19 protein-coding genes are annotated in these 17016 nt (G+C 68.7%); 7 read left to right on the top strand and 12 right to left on the bottom strand.

Annotated elements, in window-relative coordinates; genetic code table 11:
* Positions 1-132: 132 nt before the first annotated feature.
* On the bottom strand, positions 133-384 hold the full coding sequence (locus tag RJT68_RS03425; RefSeq protein ID WP_407038979.1) for a PRC-barrel domain containing protein: 252 nt from the start codon (positions 382-384) through the stop codon (positions 133-135).
* Positions 381-569 (bottom strand): hypothetical protein, encoded by a 189-nt coding sequence (locus RJT68_RS03420; RefSeq protein WP_407038978.1) that lies wholly within the window; start codon positions 567-569, stop codon positions 381-383. Before RJT68_RS03420 ends, RJT68_RS03425 begins: the two co-directional genes overlap by 4 nt.
* Before the next feature lie 326 nt (positions 570-895).
* Between RJT68_RS03420 and RJT68_RS03415 the strand changes: the two genes are divergently transcribed.
* Positions 896-1663: a hypothetical protein gene (locus RJT68_RS03415; protein ID WP_407038977.1), complete on the top strand. Its 768-nt coding sequence runs from the start codon at positions 896-898 to the stop codon at positions 1661-1663.
* Positions 1664-1728: 65 nt separating this feature from the next.
* On the opposite strand, the gene RJT68_RS03410 is transcribed toward RJT68_RS03415, so the two are convergent.
* The 4 genes from RJT68_RS03410 to RJT68_RS03395 form a co-directional block, all read right to left on the bottom strand.
* Complete coding sequence (locus RJT68_RS03410; protein ID WP_407038976.1) at positions 1729-2058, bottom strand: HalOD1 output domain-containing protein; 330 nt, start codon at positions 2056-2058, stop codon at positions 1729-1731.
* A 152-nt stretch (positions 2059-2210) separates the two neighbouring features.
* Positions 2211-2528: a DUF7577 domain-containing protein gene (locus RJT68_RS03405; protein WP_407038975.1), complete on the bottom strand. Its 318-nt coding sequence runs from the start codon at positions 2526-2528 to the stop codon at positions 2211-2213.
* 159 nt (positions 2529-2687) lie between these two features.
* Positions 2688-3587 carry an acyltransferase gene (locus tag RJT68_RS03400; protein ID WP_407038974.1) on the bottom strand — a complete coding sequence of 300 codons (900 nt, stop codon included), beginning with the start codon at positions 3585-3587 and terminating at the stop codon, positions 2688-2690.
* Between the two features lie 133 nt (positions 3588-3720).
* Positions 3721-3948 (bottom strand): hypothetical protein, encoded by a 228-nt coding sequence (locus tag RJT68_RS03395; RefSeq protein ID WP_407038973.1) that lies wholly within the window; start codon positions 3946-3948, stop codon positions 3721-3723.
* A gap of 134 nt (positions 3949-4082) precedes the next feature.
* Between RJT68_RS03395 and RJT68_RS03390 the strand changes: the two genes are divergently transcribed.
* The gene (locus RJT68_RS03390) at positions 4083-5138 is read left to right on the top strand and encodes an aldo/keto reductase (RefSeq protein ID WP_407038972.1); all 1056 of its coding nucleotides are present in this window, start codon (positions 4083-4085) and stop codon (positions 5136-5138) included.
* A 45-nt stretch (positions 5139-5183) separates the two neighbouring features.
* Here the strand turns inward: RJT68_RS03390 and RJT68_RS03385 are convergent, their stop codons facing one another.
* Positions 5184-6473 carry a DUF6498-containing protein gene (locus RJT68_RS03385; RefSeq protein WP_407038971.1) on the bottom strand — a complete coding sequence of 430 codons (1290 nt, stop codon included), beginning with the start codon at positions 6471-6473 and terminating at the stop codon, positions 5184-5186.
* Positions 6474-6631: 158 nt separating this feature from the next.
* Between RJT68_RS03385 and RJT68_RS03380 the strand changes: the two genes are divergently transcribed.
* On the top strand, positions 6632-9136 hold the full coding sequence (locus tag RJT68_RS03380) for a fused MFS/spermidine synthase (RefSeq protein ID WP_407038970.1): 2505 nt from the start codon (positions 6632-6634) through the stop codon (positions 9134-9136).
* A gap of 464 nt (positions 9137-9600) precedes the next feature.
* On the opposite strand, the gene RJT68_RS03375 is transcribed toward RJT68_RS03380, so the two are convergent.
* The 3 genes from RJT68_RS03375 to RJT68_RS03365 form a co-directional block, all read right to left on the bottom strand.
* A complete protein-coding gene (locus RJT68_RS03375; protein WP_407038969.1) occupies positions 9601-10050 on the bottom strand; it encodes a universal stress protein in 450 nt (149 codons plus the stop codon).
* 50 nt (positions 10051-10100) lie between these two features.
* A complete protein-coding gene (locus tag RJT68_RS03370) occupies positions 10101-11813 on the bottom strand; it encodes an acyl-CoA synthetase (protein WP_407038968.1) in 1713 nt (570 codons plus the stop codon).
* Between the two features lie 111 nt (positions 11814-11924).
* Complete coding sequence (locus tag RJT68_RS03365) at positions 11925-12158, bottom strand: hypothetical protein (RefSeq protein ID WP_407038967.1); 234 nt, start codon at positions 12156-12158, stop codon at positions 11925-11927.
* A 359-nt stretch (positions 12159-12517) separates the two neighbouring features.
* Between RJT68_RS03365 and RJT68_RS03360 the strand changes: the two genes are divergently transcribed.
* The 4 genes from RJT68_RS03360 (at position 12518) to RJT68_RS03345 (ending at position 15931) form a co-directional block, all read left to right on the top strand.
* Positions 12518-13051: a Rieske (2Fe-2S) protein gene (locus tag RJT68_RS03360; protein WP_407038966.1), complete on the top strand. Its 534-nt coding sequence runs from the start codon at positions 12518-12520 to the stop codon at positions 13049-13051.
* 68 nt (positions 13052-13119) lie between these two features.
* Positions 13120-14238 carry a thiamine pyrophosphate-dependent dehydrogenase E1 component subunit alpha gene (locus RJT68_RS03355; RefSeq protein ID WP_407038965.1) on the top strand — a complete coding sequence of 373 codons (1119 nt, stop codon included), beginning with the start codon at positions 13120-13122 and terminating at the stop codon, positions 14236-14238.
* A 206-nt stretch (positions 14239-14444) separates the two neighbouring features.
* On the top strand, positions 14445-14921 hold the full coding sequence (locus RJT68_RS03350) for a hypothetical protein (protein WP_407040314.1): 477 nt from the start codon (positions 14445-14447) through the stop codon (positions 14919-14921).
* A 107-nt stretch (positions 14922-15028) separates the two neighbouring features.
* Complete coding sequence (locus RJT68_RS03345; RefSeq protein WP_407038964.1) at positions 15029-15931, top strand: helix-hairpin-helix domain-containing protein; 903 nt, start codon at positions 15029-15031, stop codon at positions 15929-15931.
* A 126-nt stretch (positions 15932-16057) separates the two neighbouring features.
* Here the strand turns inward: RJT68_RS03345 and RJT68_RS03340 are convergent, their stop codons facing one another.
* Together RJT68_RS03340 and RJT68_RS03335 are read right to left on the bottom strand one after the other, a co-directional pair.
* Positions 16058-16180 carry a hypothetical protein gene (locus RJT68_RS03340; RefSeq protein WP_407038963.1) on the bottom strand — a complete coding sequence of 41 codons (123 nt, stop codon included), beginning with the start codon at positions 16178-16180 and terminating at the stop codon, positions 16058-16060.
* Positions 16181-16363: 183 nt separating this feature from the next.
* Positions 16364-16888 (bottom strand): gamma carbonic anhydrase family protein, encoded by a 525-nt coding sequence (locus RJT68_RS03335; RefSeq protein WP_407038962.1) that lies wholly within the window; start codon positions 16886-16888, stop codon positions 16364-16366.
* Positions 16889-17016: the final 128 nt, after the last annotated feature.

Genomic DNA, 17016 nt, shown 5'->3' with positions numbered 1-17016 from the left:
GCCGCGTTCACGTTCGTTCCAACGTGCACGGTTCCGGCGGATGCGGTCCCCGGTCCGCCGATTCCAGTTTTCGACGCGCGCAGCGGCCGCTCCCGGGTTCGAATCCGATCCGGGATCGAACCGAACCGCAGCTCACAGGGTTCCGCGAAGGTGCACGGTGTCGGCGGTAATCTCCGCGATGCTCCCCTCGTCCAGCGGGTGGGCCTCCTCGGTGATCGTTCCGCGTCCGAGTTTCGCCCTGATCGTCCCGGCGATCCCCGGGTCGGGGTCGACGTACCCGCGGGCGTCGTCGGCGTCGACGTAAACGATTCGCCCGGCCTCGGTCCCGTCCGCGTTGAGAACGCGTTTTCCCTCGTCCGCTTTCGTGATCGTGTCGTCGGTCATCGTCGGTGATCGTCGGAGATCCGCTCGCGTCGACGGCCGGTGGTGGACGGCGTCGTTCGCGGCGACGGTCGACCGGTCCGGCGCGCCTCGAGGCCGCCTCGAGCGTCGGTCGCCATCGTCGGACGCGCCGAAAGCCCTGGATCGTCGTCGACCGCCGACCGACGCGCGTCGTCAGCGGGGTGCACCGACCACACCGGGTGATCCGCGCTCCGGGCAATAAACCGCCGAAACCGTTGTCGGGGGTCACGACGGCGTTTCTCCCTGGAATCGAACGATCCGGTTTCCCGCCGCCCGTAAGCTTCGTCTACTCGACTCTCGGTCGCGGGGATCGACGACGAGGAGGTGACGGAGCGGACCCGCCGTCGGGCCCGACTGTCGAGCCTCCGAGAGGGAGACCCCCCACGAGCGGGCGTTCGACGTCCCCTCTCGTCCGGTCAGCGACGAACCTAATACCTGACTAATTCGAGCAACGGAAGGGTTATGCCGGTATAGGCGTATTACTACTCGATTCATGGACGAGTCCCCGTACGCATCCTCCTTCGACGATCCGCGGGTCACGGCCCGCGTCTGTCGCCGTCTCGACGGCCGGGGCGGCGATCTGATCCTCGTCGGCGTCGTCCACGACCACCCCGCGAGCGTCGCCCGCGTCCGGGCGGTCCTCGAGGCCGCCGACCCGGACGTCCTCGCGCTCGAACTGCCGAGCGCCGCGCTCCCGCTGTACCGCGCGTACGCTCGAGACGTCGACGACGACGCCGAGCGCGACGACCCGCCGCCGCGCTTCGGCGGCGAGATGAGTGCGGCGATTCGCGCCGCGCCCGAGGCCGACCTGGTCGGCATCGACGCGCCGAACTGGTCGTTCCTCCGACGCCTGCTGACCCGCCTCGTCGCCGACCGCGCCCCGCCGGCGACGGCCAGGCGCGTCCTCTCGAGCCTCGGCGGCGCGACCCGCGAGGCGCTCACCTGCCGCGTGGCCGCCACGCTCACGCACGCGACCTCGATGACCGTCACGCTCGACGATCCGATCGACTACGGCTGCGACCACGCCGACACGCCGGAGCGCCAGGCCGAACACGAGCACGCTCACGTCGCCGCCGTCCGGGCGCTGCTCGCGAACGCCGACTCGAGCGCCCTGAGTTACCGCGACGAGACGCGCGAGCGGTGTATGATCGAGCGCCTCGAGGCGCTTCGGGACCGCCCGGGCGACGTCGTCGCCGTGGTGGGGCTCGATCACCTCGCGGCGCTCGAGGCCGGCCTCACGGGATCCGAGCCCGAATCCTGATTCCGTCGGAGTCGAGACCGTAACTGAACGGGAAAAGGAAAGGGAGTCCGAAGACCCGCCGACCGTCAGCGGTAGCGTTCCGGCGGTTCGATGAGGATCTGTCCGTCGGCGTGGACGGTAACCCGGTGGCCGTAGACGACGAACGAGAGCGACCCGCTCGCGCGGGGCGTTCCGTCGTGTTTCGGTCGGAAGATGGCGTCGAGCGCGTCGGGATCGACGACGTCGTAGAGGGTGACGCTGCCGTCGGTCACGTCGACGTCCAGGCAGTCCGAGAGCGCGTGGACGACCGTCGTGCTGAGTTTCGCGGGACCGGCCGGATCGTGGTAGACGCGATACACCGGGGGAGGGCTCGAGTACGGCCTACTCTGCGCGTGCGCGGGGTTGTGTCGGTACATGGCGAATCGTCTCACGCTACCTCTCGCGGAAGGGGATAAAAGCGTAATCGTTGATTACTACCAGTTTCTTGACGGCAGCCGTCGCCCGAACCGGCCGCTGTCGGGAGGGTGAGTTCGGTCGCCGACGGAGGGGCGAGGCTCGCGAGCTCTCGTCACCGCCGGAGCGCCGAGATGCAGTTCCAGCAGTAGGTGAACGTCGGATCGGCCTCGTTGCGCGCGCCGCAGTGGGGGCAGGTGATCGTCTCGCCGTCGAACTCGAGGCGCTCCTCGAGTTCCTCGGGATCGCCGACCTCGTCCGAGCGCGTGAACCGATCGCTCGAGGTCGTGTGTGCGCCAAGCCGGTCGGGGCCGGCGAGGGCGGCCTGCGCGGTCCGGTCGTCGCCCGTTCGACGGACGTAGAAGTAGTAGAGCAGCACGTGGAGGAGCGCGAACAGGACCACGTATCCGACGAGCCAGCCCCAGAGCTCCATCGTCTCGAATGACGATGTCGAGCCACTTGAGATATTCCCTTGGTCGGGCTGCTGAACTGTCTGCGACGAGCGAACGACGGCGTTTCACTTCGGTTTACTCGGGTCGGATGTCGCGTCCGCGACGGTTCGTAAACCGCTCGAGCGCGACCCCGGACGCGGTCAGTTTGGCGGCGTGAGGTCGCGCTGGAACTCGTCGAAGACCGCGAGGTCGTCGTCGAGGTCGTACTCGATGCGCCGGTCCTCCTGGCGGTTCTCGCCGGCCTCGTCGACGGGCGTGGCGACGTCCTCCCAGCCGGGCTTGATCTTGACGCTGCGGGCGGGCATGCCGATGGCGATGTGGTGGGCGGGGACGTCGTTCTGGACGATGCCGCGAGCGCCCACGATAGCGTTCTCGCCGACCTTACAGCCCGCCCGGACCATCGAGTCGTAGGTGAGGCGGACGTCGTCCTCGACGATCGTGTGGTAGTTGCGAACCTCGGTCTGGTCGACGACGTCGTGGTCGTGGCTGTAGATGTGGACGCCGTCGGAGATCGACACCCGATCGCCGATGGTCAGCTTCCCGCGGTCGTCGAGGTGGACGTCGTCGTGGACGACCGTGTTGTCGCCGACCGCGATGTTGTGACCGTAGGTGAACGTGATCCCCTTGAAGAAGCGGCAGTTCTCCCCGCACTCCGCGAAGAGGTGGTCGGCGAGCATCCGCCGGAACCGGAGGGCGAACTCGACGTTGTCCGCCACGGAGAGGGCGTCGAACTGTCGCCAGAGCCACTGGAGGTGCTTCGACCGCCGGAACGCCTCCTCGTCCTTCTCGGCGTAGTACTCGCTCTCGAGGGTGGTGTTACAGGGGTCGTAGCTCTGGAGGCGGACCCGTTCGGCAGGGGAGACCTCTTCGCCCGCCCGCCAGCGTTCGTACGCCTCACGGTCTCCCGAGAGGTCGATCAGGACGTCCTCCACGACGCTGCAGGTGTCCTCGTCGCCGGAGAGTCGCTCGTCGACCTCCTCGATGAACTCGCCCATTCCCGTTTCCGCCTCGTCGGGAAGCGAGACGTACCGCTTTGTCATGTCCCGAGGTACTCACGCCGACGGCATAGGCATTCGGTTGTGCGGTCGGGTTGCCGGGTGGACCCGACGACCCGCCCGGATCGCACGATGGAGAACGTGGCAGGTCGAGTGGGCCCCTGCCCGCTTCGGACGGTCACCCGTCGGGCGTCGACGCCGTTAGTCGACCGTGGGCGATGAGGACGACGACGGCCGCACCCGCGAGGAGAACGAGCGTGAGCGAGAGTCCGTCCCCGGTCACGCCGAGGATAATCGGAGCGAAAACGACGAACGCGAGGAGGCTGACCGAGACGAAGACCGCGGTGGCCAACCGGTCCACGTTCCGCTCGATGCGATCGAGTTGTTCCTGATACCCGTCGCCCATTACCTTCGATCGGGGCACATTCCTTAAAAATATATCACTTTCGGCTGGCCCGTACGCCGACGGCCGGGATCGCAAGCGGCGTCCGGCGCGCCGGTTCCGCACCGGATAAGTTCCCTCGATTCGAAGGCTCGCACATGCAATACCAGCAACTCGGCGACTCCGACGTCGAGGTCAGCGAAGTCGGCTTCGGCGCGTGGGTCGTCGGCACCGACTGGTGGGGCGACCGCTCCGAAGACGACGCCCTCGAGATGATCGACCACGCCCTCGAGCGGGGGATCACCTACTTCGACACCGGCGACGTCTACGGCCACGGCCGCAGCGAGGAACTGCTCGGCAGGGCCCTCGCCGAGCGGCGGGACGAGGTGACCATCGCCACCAAGGTCGGGTACGACTTCTACAACAACCCCCAGGCGGGCCACGGGGAACTCCCCAAGGAGATGGCGCCGGAGTACCTCCGAGAGGCCGTCGAGAAGAGCCTCGAGCGCCTCGGCGTCGACGCGATCGACGTCCTCCAGCTCCACAACGCGAACGTCGAGGAGATCACCCCCGACGTGCTCGAGTTGCTCGACGAACTCGAGGAGGAGGGCGTGATCCGCGCCCGCGGCCTCGCGCTCGGCCCCTCCATCGGCTGGCTCGCCGAGGGCGACTTCGCCATCGAGCGGGAGTTCGACTCCGTCCAGCTCGTCTGGAACGTGCTCGAGCAGGAGGTCGGCGACCACTTCCTCGAGACGATCGAGGGGACCGGCTCGTCGACGAGCCTCATCCCCCGCGTCCCCCACTCCTCGGGCATCCTGAACGAGCAGGTCACCCCCGAGACGGAACTCGACGCGGGCGACCACCGCGGGTTCCGCCCCGACGAGTGGTACGAGACCGGCTGGGAGAAACTCGAGACGCTTCGCTTCTTAGAACGAGACGGTGAACGCACGATGGCCCAGGCCGCGATCGCCTGGCTCCTTTCGCACGAGCCGGTCGCGAGCGTGACGCCGACGTTCCGCACCGCCGAGGACATCGACGAGTGGGCCGCCGCCAGCGACGTCCCGAAGCTGACGGACGAGGAGATGGAACGCGTCGCGGACCTCTACGAGCGGGACTTCGACATCGACCGCGACGACGGCATGGACGCCCTGCGCTCATCGGTCGGCGGCGAGGACATCGAAGCGGCGGGCCTCGACAAGCTGGCGGCCGACTGATCGAACGCCGAACCCCTCTAACTGAACGCAGTTTTTCGCCGTCCGTCACCCGCTTCGAGCCGCGGCGTCCGCCCTCGAGGCGTCCGTTTCTTCCGACCCGCCGAAGGCCTCGAGCACCCGTCGGGCGTCCGACTCGGTCAGGTGGGCGAGGCGGATCGTCCGCTCCTGGCGCGCCAGTTCGACAGCGATCGTCGTCGTCCCGAGCAGTCGATCGACGCGGGACGACTCGCGAATCGCCGAGGCGAGGTGCCGGGGCTCGAGGCGCCACTGCGGTTCGCCGAGCAGGCGGTCGAAGACGACGAGGCAGCCGCGACCGTTCCCGCCGTCGGCCTCGTGGATCCGGTACTCCATCCACCAGTATCGCAGGGAGCGGTCGACGAGGCCGACGACCGCGACGAGTCCCAGCGAGAGCGCGACGATCAACAGGATCGAAGCCGAGGCACCCAGCGCGAGCAGAACCACGGCGACGAGGAGGGCGAACGCGGCGACCCCCGTCGAGAAGCCCCTCGCAGTACCGTCGATGACCACGCCGAGGCGACGCGGTCGGATCGTCACGTCCGGCCTCGAGGGGACGTCCTCGAGGGGGCCCGAGTCCCACGCGGGCGAGTCGTCGTCCGACACTCCGAGCCAGCCGCCGGTCTTCGCGTCGAATCCGCGTATCCGATCCCAGTACGCGATGACGAGGTCGACCAGGAACTTCGCGAAGACGATCCCCACGAGCAGCGGGAGTCCCGATCCCGTCGCTTCGACGGCCGGTCCGACGACCGCGACGATCGTTCCGATCGCCATCAGCGGAAAGACGGCGGCTTTCACGGGCTCCTGGGCGGAACACTCCCGGTATCGACGGTCGAAGACGTACGTCGAGAGCGTCGAGGCGCCGTGGCTCGCGAACGTCACCATCCCGAACGCGGCCAGGGAGAGAAGTCGCTCCGGCTCCGTGAGACGAGCGGCGGAGGGGGAGTTGCCGAGGAACCCGACCGTCAGCAGCGCGAGAACGAGCCAGGCCAGCCCGAACCCCGCGGCGCCGATCGCGACGACCGGAAGGTTGTGAACGCGGATCTCGAGGCCGGTTCGAGGGATCGAGACGCCGCCGCGCCTGTAGCGGAACGCGCCGCTGATCGCCTGCTCCTCCGGGTACGCCGACGGCCGTTCGGCGAACGGTGCGACGGCGAGCGCCCACCAGAGCACGACCCCCACTTCGAGCCAGTAGAGCACGACCAGCGCCGCGACGTTCCAGTCGAGGAGCAGGACGCCGGCGAGCGGGAGGGCGTTCACGAGCAGGATCCGGGTGACCGGTCGTTCGTCGCGGTCGTCCGGGTCGTCTGGCGGCCACATCGATACCGACTCGTGTCTCCGTCCGCCTCTTTCTTTCGGTGTGACAGTATCAATCGATTTATTCGTCCTGTCACCGACACCGTCGGCATCCGACACCGACTCGCGGGGCGCTGGCCGCTTCCAACAACTACTCACGGCGCGGCCACCGAACGGGGACAATGAGCGTGCGGGCCCTCCTTCCCTCGCGACCGACGAAGCCGGAACTCGCGGTCGTCGTCTCCGGGATCGTCAGCATGGGACTCGAGATCCTCGCCGGCCGGATCGTCGCGCCGGCGTTCGGCAGCGGCGTCTACACCTGGGGCGGGTTGATCACGGTCTGTCTGGCGGCGCTGAGCCTCGGCTACTGGCACGGCGGGAAACGCGCCGGCACGGCCTCGAACCCCCTCCTCTCGGCGCTGCTGCTCGGCACCGCCGTCTACGTCGCCGGCGTCGTGTACTGGCACGACGCCGTGGTGGACGCCACCGCGACGTCCCTCTCGCTCGAGCCTGCGTACGCCGCGCTGCCGGCCGTCGTGGCCCTGTTCGGCCCGCCGACGTACCTGCTCGGCTATATCAGCCCCTTCGCGGCCGAACTCTCGCGGAAGCGGCGGGTCGGCGCGGCGTCGGGCCACGTCTACGCGCTCGGAACGATCGGGAGCATCGCGGGCGCCGCGCTGACCACCTACGTCCTCGTGCCGCGCCTCGGCGTGTCCCGAATCGCCGCGGTCTTCGGCGCCCTCCTCTTCGGCACCGCCCTCGTCACCGCCGTCCCGTCGCACGGGTCGTCCCGAGCGAACGGCGGGGAATACAGCCCGGACCGCTCGAGGGCCGCTCGAGCGTTCGGGGCCGTCCGTTCGACGCTCAGCCCGTCGTCGGTTCGGAGGCGGGTGCGCTCGGCGCTGCCCTCGTCGGGCGGGGTCGCGAGGCCCCGGCTCACGGCGCCGGCGGTCGCTGTGGTCGTCTCGGGGGTCGTCAGCATGGGCTTGCAGATCCTCGCCGGTCGCATGGTCACGCCCCAGTTCGGGGACAACATCTACACCTGGGGGAGCGTCATCACCGTCTTCCTCGCGGCGCTGAGCCTGGGGTACTGGCGGGGCGGGAAGCGGGCGGCGACGGCGTCGATCGGCAATCTCGCCTGGCTGTTGCTCGGAACGGCCGGCTACGTCGCGGTCGTCGTCGCCCTCGGGGAACTCATCCTGTCGTACTCGGCGGCGATCCCGATCCCCCCTCGGTTCGCCTCGCTCCCGGGGGCGATCGTCCTCTTCGGCCCGCCGACGTACCTGCTGGGCCTGATCAGCCCCTACGCCGCGGACCTGTCGATCAAGCGAGGAGTCGGCGAGGCGTCGGGCCACGTCTACGCGCTCGGAACGATCGGCAGCATCGTCGGCTCGGGCGCGGCGACGTACGTCCTCGTCCCGACGCTGTCGATCGTCCAGACCGGCCTCCTGTTCGGCTTCCTGCTCGTCGGCGCGGCGCTCGTCGTGGCCGCAGTCGGCGACGGCTCGAGCGCGGGTCCGGCCGCCGGCGAGAAATCCGCGTCCCGGTCGTCCCCCTCGGACGAGACGGCCAGTCCCACGACCGTCGCGAGCGTCCTCGTGGCCGGCCTGCTCGTCGTCGCCGCCGTCGGCGGCTCCGTTGGGCTCGATCCCCGGGGCGACGTCGTCTACCGGACGCAGACGCCCTACCAGGAACTCGAGGTGGTCGACGACGGCGACGCTCGCACGATGTACCTGGACGGCGCGCGCCACAGCGCGATGGACCTCGAGAACCCCGAGCGCCACGTCTTCGACTACACGAAGTACTTCCACGTCCCGGCGCTGATGCAAGACGATCCCGACGACGTGGATCGGGTGCTGTTCATCGGCGGCGGCGGGTACACCGGCCCGAAAGACTACGAGCGCCGGTACGACGCCACGGTGGACGTCGTCGAGATCGATCCCGAAGTGACCGCGGCCGCGGAGCGCCACTTCGACCTCGAGCACGAGAACGACCCCGACCTGAACGTCCACACCGAGGACGGTCGGCAGTACCTCGAGGACACCGACCACGAGTACGACGTGATCGTCGTCGACGCCTACAAGAAGGACCAGGTGCCGTTCCACCTGACCACCGAGGAGTTCATGGACCTCGCGTCGGACCGGCTGACCGACGATGGGATCCTGCTGGCGAACGTCATCTCCGCCCCCAGCGGCAGCGCCTCGGACTTCTACCGCGCGCAGTACAAGACGATGGACGAGTCGTTCCCCGACGTCTACACCTTCCGCACCTCCGACTCGGGGTCGGTCCAGAACCTCGAGGTCGTCGCGACCAACGAGGAGACCGACTTCACGGAAGCGGATCTCGCGGCGAGGACCGACGCGTTCGAGCGCGAGGTCGGCGTCGACCTCTCGGAGGAGGTCGACTACTACATGGACGATCCGGAGACCGACGACGTGCCGGTGCTCCGGGACGACCGGGCGCCCGTCGACAGCCTGCTCGACCCGGCCACCGGCCAGCGCTACGTCATCGAGGAGTCCGAATCCGACGGCGACGACGCCGACGACTCGAGCGCCGAAGACGACGGCGGGACGGACGGCAGTCCCGGTCTGATCGCACCCCCGTCCGTCGTGACTCCCGCCGCGCCGGACGTCCTCGTAGCACCCGTTCGACCGCGATCGGCGCCGGTTCCGGACTCCCCCGGTTAGGTGCCGGCTTCCGCCGCTACCGCCGCCACAACGTCGAGTTTCCGCCAGCGAAAACCCGTTAGCGGTAGAATAACCAATTACAGGATAGTCGTTCTCGCCGACATGGTCACGCTGAGCACGTCACCGGCGAGGAGCGAGCGAATCCGCGAGGGGGGAGGCCCCGCACTATGATGGACGGCCTCTCCTCCCTGCTGTTCGGGGGCGATAGCGAGACGATCGTGGTCGAGTGTCGACGGTGCGGGACCACCCTCGAGTCGCATCGGTCGACCTGTCGATCCTGCGGCTCGACGGAGATTTCGACGTACCGGATCCGGTGATCGCCGTCCGAGTTCGCCCGGCAGGTCCGTCGGTCCGAGCGCGGAGCGTCGGGCGTCGGCCGGACCGGCAAGCGGAGGTGAACCACGGGCGAATGCGTCCGACGGAATCGCAGAACGGTGCACCAGCGCCGGCGCTTCCGTTCGGGGTTACTCTCCGTTTCCACCGCCTGTCGCGACTCCGTCCCCGCCGCCGGTCACGACGACCGGACGGTCGGTCTCGAGGATCACCGTCTGGGTGACGCTCCCGAACAGCGCCTTCCCCACCGGCGAGCGCTTCCGCCCGCCGATGACGAGTTCGTCGACGTCGTACTCCTCGGCCGCGTCGACGATGTCGTCGGCGGTGTCGCCGCTGTCCTCGAGGATCGTCACCTCGACGCCCGCGCCCTCGAGGACCTCGCGCGCGCGGCGCACGGAGCCGACGCGGTCGGCCGACTTGAATCGGTTGAAGCCATCGGGGAGGTCCTCTTCGTCCTCGCCGAAGACGAACAGGAGGTACGCCTCGAGCGTGTCGCCCGATTCGGGCCGGGAGGCGACGTACTCGGCCTGTTTGATCGCTCGACTCTCGTTCGCGTCGACGGGCACCAGGAGACGGTACATAGTCGAATATACTCCGCCGTCGATATAACGTTCCGCGTCCGCTCCCGCGGTCACTCCGCCGCTCGTTCCCGCTCTCGCAGCGAGAGGCGGCGGATCTTTCCGGTCGACGTGGTGGGGAGTTCGTCGACGAACGCGACGTGCTTGGGGTACTCGTACTCGGCGAGGCGGTCGCGAACCAGGTCGCGGATCTCCGCGCGCAGCGTCTCGGGGTCGTAGTCGTCCGTAGCCGGCTGGACGAACGCCTTGATCGCCTCGCCGCGGGTCTCGTCGGGGACGCCGACGACGCCGGCCTGCTCGACGTCCTCGTGGTGGAGGATCGCCTTCTCGACCTCCATCGGACCGACGCGGTAGCCGCTCGTGAGGATCACGTCGTCGGCCCTCGAGACGAACCAGCAGTAGCCGTCCTCGTCGCGCTCCACGAGGTCGTCGGTGAGGAACCACCCGTTTTCGGTTCGCTTCGCCGCCGTCTTCTCCGGTAGTCCCCAGTACTCGTCGAAGAAGACGCGGCGGTCGCCCGGCTTCACCGCCAGTTCGCCGACCTCGCCGGGGCCGAGTTCCTCGCGCGTCTCGGGGTCGAGGACGGCCACCTCGTAGCCGGGGAACGGCTTACCCATGCTCCCCGGACGGGTCTCGAACCACGAGTCGGCGTTGCCGACGACGAGGTTGAGTTCGGTCTGTCCGTAGAAGTCGTTGATCGCCACGTCCTCGAACGTCTCCTCCACCCACTCGACGACTTCGGGCGTGAGGGGTTCGCCCGCGGAGGCGAGCGTCTCGAGGGCCAGGTCGTACTCCCCTTCCGGATCGTCGACCGACATCAGCATCCGCAGCGCCGTCGGGGGCATGAACGCCTTCGTGACCCCGTGGCGCTCCACGAGGTCGTACGCGTCTTCGGGGTCGAACCCCTCGCGCGGCCAGCCGACGATGGTGCAGCCGTGGTGCCAGGCGGCGAAGAGGGTGCCCCCGAGGGCGGCCCCCCAGGCCCAGTCCGCGGGCGTCCAGAGGGTCGCCTCGCCCTCCGCGAGCCCCTGATCGAAGTAGTTGTACGCCGCCGCGGCCCGCCCGAGCCAGAGGGCGTGGCTGTGGAGGACGCCCTTCGGCGGCCCCGTCGACCCGCTCGTGTACATGATCGCCGTCGGCGTCTCGGGCGTCGAGTCGTAGACGTCGAAGCCCGGATCGTGCTCCTCGAGCAGGTCGGCGAACGCGTGGGTGGTCGCCCCGCCGCGCTCCTCGTCGACGCCCGTCACCGACTCCCAGTCGCCGAGTTCGATCACGCGCTCGAGGTCCGGACACGCCCCGCGGATCTCGTCGACCGTCTCCCGGACGCTCGGGTCGACGACGACCGCTTTCGCGCCGCTGTCCTCGAGGCGGTACTCGAGGGCGTCGCGGCCGAAGAGGACGGTCAGCGGCACCGACACCGCGCCCACCTTCCAGTTGGCGAGGTGGGTGATCGGGTTCTGCGGTTTCTGCGGGACGACGACGCCCACCCGGTCGCCCGGTTCGACGCCGAGGCCGGCGAGGGCGGCCGCGAGGCGGTCCGAGGCGTCGTCGAGGCCCTCGAAGCTGTACGTCTCGAGGGCCCCGCCACCGTCGCCGCCCTCGCCTCCGTCCGAGTCCGGCGGCTCGTAGCGCAGCGCCGTCCGACTCGGGTCGTCGTGTTTTCGGAGGAAGTCGACGGCCGGGTTGAACTCGTCGGGGAGGTCCCACTCGAAGGACTCGCGGGCCTCCTCGTACCCGTCGAAGGTCGGCATTACCTGCCACGTCATTGTCGTGTGCGCCCGTTTACCGCCCAGCACATAGCGTTTTTCGACACGGGCGCGTTCGTCGCGGCGGGGGTGGGGTGAAAATCGCGAGCGCCGGCGTCCGATCCGAGTCAGCTACTCCTCGTCCTCGTCCCCGCTCTCGTCTTCGCCGTCCTCCTCGTCCGTGCCGTGCTCGCCCTCGTCGGCGTCCTCCCCTTCGACTTCGATCTCGGCTTCGATCTCGATGCTCAACCCGTCGGTCTCGAGTTCGCCTTCGAACTCGCGCGTATCGCCGACTTCGATCTCGAGTTCGTCGCTGTCCACTTCGATTTCGATCTCCACGTCCACGTTGACTTCGGAGGCGTCCATGGCACCGTACACGTTCGTCGGCCGCGCCTATAGTGATACTCGTCCGACTGCAGAATCGGAAGGCGGGAACGCGGCGGGTGGCAGTGGGGACGAGTCGCGACGGGACCCCGCGGGCGGAACGTGGACGCTCGGTCGTCGAGCTCAGTCAGCGCCTGCGCGGGACGTCGACGGAGGAAATCGCCGACCGGAGGGAATCTCCGCGCCGTCGGCCTCCGAGCGGTTGCGGCGGGGGATCGATCGGCTGCTCGATAGCGGCCTTCGAGTGGATATGTCTCCGCCCCGCACCGTCACCATCGCCGTCACGTCCCCCGATCTCGCGGTTTCAGAAGGTACTTTTAGGTCGGCCGAAAAGGGAGCGTATGCGAGAACCAGTCCGGGTTACGCTCGAGGGGGACGACGACGCCGAGTCGGTCCGGATTCACGACGACGAGGGCGAGGTCGCCGCGGGCGGCGCGACGTTTCGGTTCCGGATCGAGGGTGACGGGCCCGACGACTCCGGGGCCGCCACCGATTCCGCCGATCCCGACGGCGACGACCCCCGTCGGATCGCACCGCTCGAGGACGTCCCGACGGACGGGACGCTGCGCTGTGAGGCCCTGAACGGCAGCTACGGGACGGAGCTAATTCTCCGACGGGAGGGCGAGTCGGTCTCGGCGTGGCGCAACTCCTGTCCGCACCGGCCGGAGGTTCGTCTCGACCGCGGCGGCGGCGCCATCGTCAGGGGCGACCAGTTTGTGTGTCACGAGCACGGCGCGCGCTTCGAGTGCGACGACGGGTTGTGCACCGCGGGCCCGTGTCGCGGCGACGTCCTCGAGCGGTTCGCGGTGTCGGTGCGCGACGGCGCGGTCTACCTCGCCGACGAGCGGTTCGACGCCTGCCGACGGCTGGACTGATCCGTTCACCTTTCCCGCCGCCGTCGCTCCCACCTACTGTTATGTTCCGTCGGTTCCACGCTCCGGGCATGTCACGAGACGTGCTCGATCGGGATCCGATCGCCGACGAGCCGCTGCGGATCCTCGAGCCGGACGGCTCCGTCGCGGCGCCGGACCTGGTGCCCGACCTCGAGGCGGAGACGCTACTGTCGATGTATCGAGATCTGAAGTTCTGCCGTCGGTTCGACGAGCGGATGATCAGCCTCCAGCGCCAGGGTCGCCTGGGCACCTACGCATCGATGGCCGGCCAGGAGGGCTCCCAGATCGGCTCGACCTACGCGCTGGCCGACGACGATCTCGTCTCCTACCAGTACCGCGAACACGGCGCGGTCGTCGCCCGCGGCGCGCCGTGGGAGTACCTGCTCTACTGGATGGGCCACGAGGACGGCAACGCGGCGCTCGCGGAGATCGACGTCTTCCCGCTGAACATCTCGATCGGCGGCCACCTCCCTCACGTCGTCGGCTGGTCGTGGGCCGCGAAACTCGACGGGGCGGACCGCGTCGGCGTCGCCCACTTCGGCGACGGGTCGACGAGCGAGGGCGACTTCCACGAGGCGCTGAACTTCGCGGGCGTCTACGACACGCCGACGGTGTTCGTCTGCAACAACAACCGGTGGGCCATCTCGATTCCGCGAGCGGACCAGACCGCCTCCGAGACGCTAGCGCAGAAGGCTCACGCGTACGGATTTAGAGGAATCCAGGTCGACGGGATGGACCCCCTCGCAACCTACGTCGCGACGAAGGCCGCGCGCGAGAACGCCCTCGACCCGGACGAGGGCGAACTGCGCCCGACGCTGCTCGAGACTCTCCAGTACCGCTTCGGCGCTCACACAACGGCCGACGACCCCTCCGCCTACCGCGACGAGGAGGAGGTCAAGGAGTGGCGCCGGAAGGACCCCGTCGACCGGTTCGAACTCTACCTCCGCTACGAGGGTCACCTCGACAACGGTCGGATCGAGGCCGTCGAGGCGGAGGTCGAGGAGACGCTGGCCGACCTGATCGAGCGAACCGAGGAGCGCAGCGCCGATCCGACCGAAATGTTCGAGTACGTGTACGAGGAGCCGACGCCCCGACTCGAGGAACAGCGAGACTCCCTCGATGACCTGCGGGCGACCCACGGCGACGACGCGCTGCTCGAGGAGGACTGACGAGCGAACTGGCCGTGAGACTGACGTCGGCCCTCCGCCACCGGAGCCGACCCGTATCCCTCGCCGACCGGATAGCGAACTCTACCGCCGTTCGAGCGCGACGGTCAGGCCCGTCGATCGTTTTTGCTTCGAATCCGGGTTAAAACGAACAGATGGGCAGGCCAACGGCTATCCTCGAGTCGGCCCCACGCTCGAGCGAGCAATCCATGGAACTCGAGCACCAGTCGCAGCGGGCCGACGCGAGCGGCATTCCGAGCGCGCTCGACGCGCGAGTCCTCGGCCTCGTGATCGTCGTCGCCGGTCTGGCGGCGTCGGTGAACGTCCCCTACGGCGGACCGCTCGCCGCCCTCGCCGCCTTCGCGATCCTCGTGTGTGTCGGCGTCGCGGGTCACCTCCACGGGGAGCGGACGCTCCGCCAACTCACCGGCGACCTCGTCGATCGGTGGGTCGAGGAGGGCGGCCACGTGTACGGCGTCTCGCAGTCGTCGAACGGCATGCGCACCGAGTGGATCGTCCACACGCCCGACGGCGACGTCACCGTCGGCGGCCTCGCGCTGTCGCCGATCTGCCGGCTCTCGGTCGAGTGGCGGGGGATCGCCGACACGACGTCCGCCGCGACGGCGAACGCGCAGTTCGATCGGCTCGCGGAGGACCTCTACCGGGAGATCTTCGCCGACGCGTAACGGCCGCTCGTCGTCGGTTTGCACGAGATGCCATTTGAAGGTATCAATTGGTCTCTATTGGTATGCAAGGACAGCATTTACACGGATAGGCCGGCTACGATCTGTTGATGAGTCAATCAGAATCCCCCGTGCGAGCACTGTTCGACGTCCAGCGAACCGCGATCAAGCAGAGCCAGCAGGCGATCAAGCAGGGACTCGCCGTCCAGCGCAGCACCGACAAACTCACGAAGAACACCCTGAAGGCCCAGGAGTCGGTCCAGCGGCAGGGCCTCGAACTCGCCCAGGCGACGGCGCACAGCTACTTCGGCGCCGCGGCCGCGTTCGCCAGCGCCGGCCAATCGGGCGGCCAGCAGATCCACTCCGAAGCCCAGCAGGGCTCTCCGACCCAGGCCATCGACCAGACGTTCGCCCAGCTGAAAGAGACCCACTCGGAGTTCTACGACACCCTCGAGCGGGAACTCGACCGCGGGATCGACTCCTTCGACGACCTCTCCGAGGAGTACGTCGAGGCGCTCGACGAGCAGGTCGACGGGCTGATGGAGTCGACGCGAACGGTCGAGGACCAGACGACCGAGAACGTCTCCGAGTTCTCCCAGAGCCTGCACGAGCAGCTCGAGCGAACGCAGGAGATCCAGGAGCAACTCGAGGAGGAGTTCGAACGGCAGACCCAGCAGGCCGAGCAGCTGCTCGAGCGACAGGCCGAGCAGGCCGAGCAGTTCCAGCAGGACCTCGAGGAGGAGGCCGAGCGGATGCAGCGCCAGCTGCGGGCTCAGTCGCGCGACGCGGGCACGGTCGGCGGCGCGGCCGCGGACGCGGGCACCGACACGCGGGACGTCGAGAGCGAACTCGAGTTGATCGAGGGGCTTGATTCCACGTACGCGGAACGACTCGAGGACGCCGGCATCACCTCCATCGAGGACCTCGTCGACGCCGACAGCCAGCGGGTCGCCTCCGTGGCTGAGGTTTCCCAGGACCGCGCCGTGCAGTGGATCCAGCAGGCCGAGGCCTGAGTCGGCGGTATCACCGCGAAATAGCCCGTTCCCGCTGACCGCGTCCGCTTCGATCCGCTCTCGTTTTGCGACCGCGTTCGCTCGCCAACCCACGCGTCCGGCGATCGGCGGACGGCCGAGCGCGCGTCAGCGGTCGGACGTGACGTCGACGCCGTCGAAGCGAAACGCCGCGCCGCCCCGATCGCTCTCGTCGACCGTCAGCTCCCACCCGTGGGCCTCGGCGATCCGCTCGACGATCGGCAGCCCCACGACGGCCGCGAGAGCGACCGAGAGCGACCGAGAGCGGCCGAGAGGACCCGAGAGAGTCCGTACACGGCGACGACGACGAGCCTACCCGTTTCCACATCGGGGGTCGTTCGTCGACGCGCTAAAATACTGTGGCCGTTTCGGCCGGTTCCGTCCGTCTCGTGGGCGTGGGCGGCCGATCTGTACCTATTCGAAAAGCTCGTCGTGACGGTTCACGAGGTCCGTGTACTCCCCGGTCGAGTACTCCTCGAAGATCTCCTCCGCGTCGATGCCGGTCTCCTCGAGCGGGGCCACCCGCGCGGGGACGCCGCGGACGAACGACTCCGAGGGGATGTCGTACTCCTCGGGGACGACGGTTCCCGAGGCGACGATACTCCCCGCGCCGACGGTGACGCCGGTGTTGATCGTCGCGTTGAAGCCGACCAGCGATCGCTCCTCGACGGTCGCCTCGTTGAGGACGGCCCCGTGGCCGAGCATTACCCGGTCGCCGATGTGCGAGGCGTGGATCGTGGCGTTGTCGCCGATGTGGCTCGCCTCGCCGACGCGGACGGGCCCGACGTCGCCCCGGAGGATGACCCCCGGCCACACGCTCGCGTCCGGGCCGACCTCGACGTCGCCGATCAACGTCGCCTCCCGACTCACGCTCGCGTCGGCGTCGACCGACGGCCGCGTTCCCTCGAACTCGTAGGTTCGGCTGTCTCTCCCTGGCATGTGTGTCCGCACCACGACTGTGGTGAAAAGGGGTATTCACCGCCGACCTGACTGTTCGACTCGCTGGTACGGCCGCCGTCGCCCGTCGTTCGGTCGGGGCGCCCGATCGTCGCCGTCGACGCCGGTCA

The sequence above is a fragment of the Halovalidus salilacus genome, assembly GCF_031852275.1.
Classification (GTDB): Archaea; Halobacteriota; Halobacteria; order Halobacteriales; family Natrialbaceae; genus Halovalidus; species Halovalidus salilacus.
Note: the sequence above shows the minus strand (reverse complement) of the source record. Positions and strands in the feature narration are given on the sequence as shown.

Bases quoted from the DNA above. Each gene is read 5' to 3' on its own strand.
- RJT68_RS03425 (WP_407038979.1), bottom strand. From the start codon at position 384: ATGACCGACGACACGATCACGAAAGCGGACGAGGGAAAACGCGTTCTC.
- RJT68_RS03415 (WP_407038977.1), top strand. From the start codon at position 896: ATGGACGAGTCCCCGTACGCATCCTCCTTCGACGATCCGCGGGTCACG.
- RJT68_RS03410 (WP_407038976.1), bottom strand. From the start codon at position 2,058: ATGTACCGACACAACCCCGCGCACGCGCAGAGTAGGCCGTACTCGAGC.
- RJT68_RS03405 (WP_407038975.1), bottom strand. From the start codon at position 2,528: ATGGAGCTCTGGGGCTGGCTCGTCGGATACGTGGTCCTGTTCGCGCTC.
- RJT68_RS03400 (WP_407038974.1), bottom strand. From the start codon at position 3,587: ATGACAAAGCGGTACGTCTCGCTTCCCGACGAGGCGGAAACGGGAATG.
- RJT68_RS03395 (WP_407038973.1), bottom strand. From the start codon at position 3,948: ATGGGCGACGGGTATCAGGAACAACTCGATCGCATCGAGCGGAACGTG.
- RJT68_RS03390 (WP_407038972.1), top strand. From the start codon at position 4,083: ATGCAATACCAGCAACTCGGCGACTCCGACGTCGAGGTCAGCGAAGTC.
- RJT68_RS03385 (WP_407038971.1), bottom strand. From the start codon at position 6,473: ATGTGGCCGCCAGACGACCCGGACGACCGCGACGAACGACCGGTCACC.
- RJT68_RS03380 (WP_407038970.1), top strand. From the start codon at position 6,632: ATGAGCGTGCGGGCCCTCCTTCCCTCGCGACCGACGAAGCCGGAACTC.
- RJT68_RS03375 (WP_407038969.1), bottom strand. From the start codon at position 10,050: ATGTACCGTCTCCTGGTGCCCGTCGACGCGAACGAGAGTCGAGCGATC.
- RJT68_RS03370 (WP_407038968.1), bottom strand. From the start codon at position 11,813: ATGACGTGGCAGGTAATGCCGACCTTCGACGGGTACGAGGAGGCCCGC.
- RJT68_RS03365 (WP_407038967.1), bottom strand. From the start codon at position 12,158: ATGGACGCCTCCGAAGTCAACGTGGACGTGGAGATCGAAATCGAAGTG.
- RJT68_RS03360 (WP_407038966.1), top strand. From the start codon at position 12,518: ATGCGAGAACCAGTCCGGGTTACGCTCGAGGGGGACGACGACGCCGAG.
- RJT68_RS03355 (WP_407038965.1), top strand. From the start codon at position 13,120: ATGTCACGAGACGTGCTCGATCGGGATCCGATCGCCGACGAGCCGCTG.
- RJT68_RS03350 (WP_407040314.1), top strand. From the start codon at position 14,445: ATGGAACTCGAGCACCAGTCGCAGCGGGCCGACGCGAGCGGCATTCCG.
- RJT68_RS03345 (WP_407038964.1), top strand. From the start codon at position 15,029: ATGAGTCAATCAGAATCCCCCGTGCGAGCACTGTTCGACGTCCAGCGA.
- RJT68_RS03335 (WP_407038962.1), bottom strand. From the start codon at position 16,888: ATGCCAGGGAGAGACAGCCGAACCTACGAGTTCGAGGGAACGCGGCCG.